Here is a 3,031-nt window from a genome sequence, read left to right on the forward strand (position 1 = left end):
GAGATAGCGTGACAGGCTATCGAGACACACCACGCAGTACTTCAACACTTCATCGCGGTCCTCGTAGCTCTCCAGCTTCTTCAGATAACAGTGCATCTTGAGACGGGCAGCCAGAGATTCCGCCAAAACCTGACGGTGTACGATCAACAGGACAGACTTCCCCTCCGCCTTCCACTGTTCTACGGCCCGTTCCAGCAGAAAGGTCTTCCCAGTTGTTGATGTCCGGGCAGAACTGACCCACTAGAGCTGGAAATTTTCATCGAATTTTGACCCACGTGATTGAATGCCCTGCTCAATCTTTGAGCAGGGGATACAAAGGTGATCACGGTGGGCATATTGGCCAAGATCAGGCGGATGTATTTCCGCGAGAAGGTCCCACTGCGCGAGATTGCGCGGCGTACGGGCCTGTCCCGAAACACGGTGCGCCGCTGGCTGCGGCAGACTGATGCTGTCGAGCCGAAGTATCCGAAGCGCGTCAGCCCGAGCGTCATCGACGACTGGGCCGCACAGCTGACAGGTTGGCTGCGTGCCGACAGTCATCGCCCGAAGCGTGACCGGCGCACCGCCCGGTTCATGTTCGAGGCGATCCGCGCCGAGGGTTACGCCGGCAGCTACGGCCGGGTGAGCGCGTTCGTGAGGCGTTGGCACGAGGAGCAGGCTGAGGCGCCTCGCAGGCAGGCCTTCGTGCCGCTCGCCTTCGAACCCGGCGAAGCCTTCCAGTTTGACTGGAGCTGCGAATACGCTTTTATTGGCGGGCTGCGGCGACGCCTGGAGGTCGCCCACGTCAAACTTAACTCCAGCCGCGCGTTCTGGCTCGTCGCCTATCCCACACAGAGTCACGAGATGCTGTTCGATGCGCACGCCCGCGCGTTCGCCGCGTTCGGCGGCGTGCCGCGGCGCGGCATCTACGACAACATGAAGACCGCCGTGGACAAGGTTGGCCGCGGCAAGGAGCGTGCGGTCAACGCGCGCTTCGAAGCGATGTGCAGTCACTACCTGTTCGAGCCGGAGTTCTGCAACCGGGCTGCAGGCTGGGAGAAAGGCATCGTCGAGAAGAACGTTCAGGACCGGCGACGTCAGATCTGGCACGAAGCAGCGCTACGGCGCTGGGAAACGCTGGAGATCCTGAACGAATGGGTCGCTGGTCAGTGTCGTGAGGCGTGGCACATGCGGCACCCGCAGTGGCCTGAGCTGACGGTCGAGGATGTGCTGCAGGACGAGCGTACCCGGCTGATGCCCAATCCACGGCCGTTTGACGGCTACATCGAGCAGACCCTGCGAGTCTCGTCGACCAGCCTGATTCACTTCCAGCGCAACCGCTACAGCGTGCCCACCGAGTACACGAACCAGCTGGTGAGCGTGCGCTGCTATCCGGCATATCTCAGCGTCGTCGCCAACGCCCAGGAGATCGCACGCCACGAACGCAGCTTCGAGCGGCACATGACCTTCTACGATTGGCGCCACTACGTCACGTTGGTCGAGCGCAAACCCGGCGCACTGCGCAACGGCGCGCCGTTCATCACGATGCCGCAGCCGCTGCAACTGCTGCAGCGGCATCTGCTGAAACACCCGGGCGGCGATCGCGTCATGACGCAGGTGCTCGCTGCGGTGCGCGAACACGGGCTCGATGCGGTGCTGCTCGCCGTACAGGCTGCGCTGGATTCAGGACGCCCCAGCGCAGAGCACGTCCTGAACGTGCTGAGCCGGCTGAAGGCGCCCGTCACGAATGGCAGCCTCGCCACGACGAAACTCCAGCTCAAGGAAGAGCCCGCGGCCGACGTGAGCCGTTACGAGACGCTGCGCGCCAACCCACCGGAGGATCGTCATGTCTAACGATATCGCGGCCCAGCTCAAGGGTCTTAAACTGCACGGCATGGCGAGCACGTGGCCGGAGCTGCTCGCGCAGTCGCGCCACACTGACTTCGAGCCGGAGCGCTTCATGAAGCAGCTGTTGATGGCTGAAACCGCCGAACGGCAGGTGCGCTCGATCGCCTATCAAATGACCGCTGCGCTTCCCGGCCCACCGCGACCTGAAGGGCTTCGACTTCGCGCAGGCACACGTCGACGAAGCGCTGGTGCGCGAACTGAGCGAGCTGTCGTTCCTCGAAAGCGCGCACAACGTCGTGTTCATCGGTGGTCCGGGCACTGGCAAGACGCACCTCGCCTCAGCGATCGGAATCGAAGCCGTACAGCGCCACGGCAAGCGTGTGCGCTACTTCTCGACCGTCGAGCTGACCAACGCCCTGGAGCAGGAGAAGTCCATCGGCAAACAAGGCCAGATCGCCCACAAGCTGATGTACGTCGATCTGGTGATTCTCGATGAGCTGGGCTATCTGCCGTTCAGCCAGACCGGCGGTGCATTGCTGTTCCATCTGCTCTCAAAGCTTTACGAGCACACGAGCGTCGCGATCACGACCAATCTCAGCTTCGGCGAGTGGGCGAGCGTGTTCGGGGATGCAAAGATGACGACAGCGCTGCTGGACCGCGTCACCCATCACTGCCACATCGTTGAAACGGGCAATGAATCGTGGCGCTTCAGGACCAGTTCTGCCAAGGCGAAGACGACAAGAAAGAGAGCAGCAAAACCAGCGGGTAACGAAGAGTTATCCACACCGGAATAGATGTACTACGCTGTCTCAGGGTGGGTCAGATTTAGATGAAATCGGTGGGTTAAGACTCGGTGGAAATCAACAATCGCTCGTATGACCGTATGAATGCTCGGTTCCTGCGTTGCTTTCGGCGTGCCGAATTCCCGGATGTCCGCTCCGGCCGAGAAGCCGCTGTCTGCCCCAGTAATGACAATGGCCCGTACACCCGCGTCGGCTGCTGCTGCGGCCATTGCCTCGACGATGGCGAGACGTGTCGTGTGCCCGAGCCCATTGACCGGTGGGTTGTCGAGCGTGATAACCGCCACGTCATCGTGCACCCTGTAGTGCGCTGTCATGTTCCCTTCCTTTGTATGTGCGGCGCACGGGACGGGGTAGCGTGCTTCCAGGTTGTGCTATGTCGCTGCCTGTTCGTTACAGACAGC

General features: G+C 61.6%; 2 protein-coding genes and 1 pseudogene. 2 read left to right on the forward strand and 1 reads right to left on the reverse strand.

The features are described 5' to 3' along the window. The first annotated feature begins 327 nt into the window (after positions 1 to 327). Together istA and istB are read left to right on the forward strand one after the other, a co-directional pair. Positions 328 to 1,833, forward strand: a complete 1,506-nt coding sequence (istA, locus tag AB0N29_RS20865; RefSeq protein ID WP_122946716.1) for an IS21 family transposase — start codon at positions 328 to 330, stop codon at positions 1,831 to 1,833. Next, positions 1,826 to 2,621 (forward strand): annotated as a pseudogene (istB, locus tag AB0N29_RS20870) (IS21-like element helper ATPase IstB). Before istA ends, istB begins: the two are co-directional and overlap by 8 nt. Before the next feature lie 5 nt (positions 2,622 to 2,626). Here the strand turns inward: istB and AB0N29_RS20875 are convergent. Then, positions 2,627 to 2,944 carry an enoyl-CoA hydratase-related protein gene (locus AB0N29_RS20875; RefSeq protein ID WP_364870190.1) on the reverse strand — a complete coding sequence of 106 codons (318 nt, stop codon included), beginning with the start codon at positions 2,942 to 2,944 and terminating at the stop codon, positions 2,627 to 2,629. Between the last annotated feature and the right edge of the window lie 87 nt (positions 2,945 to 3,031).

The organism is Nocardioides sp. NPDC092400 (assembly GCF_040684155.1).
In the GTDB taxonomy this organism is placed as follows: Bacteria; Actinomycetota; Actinomycetes; order Propionibacteriales; family Nocardioidaceae; genus Nocardioides.

Bases quoted from the DNA above. Each gene is read 5' to 3' on its own strand.
- AB0N29_RS20875 (WP_364870190.1), bottom strand. From the start codon at position 2,944: ATGACAGCGCACTACAGGGTGCACGATGACGTGGCGGTTATCACGCTC.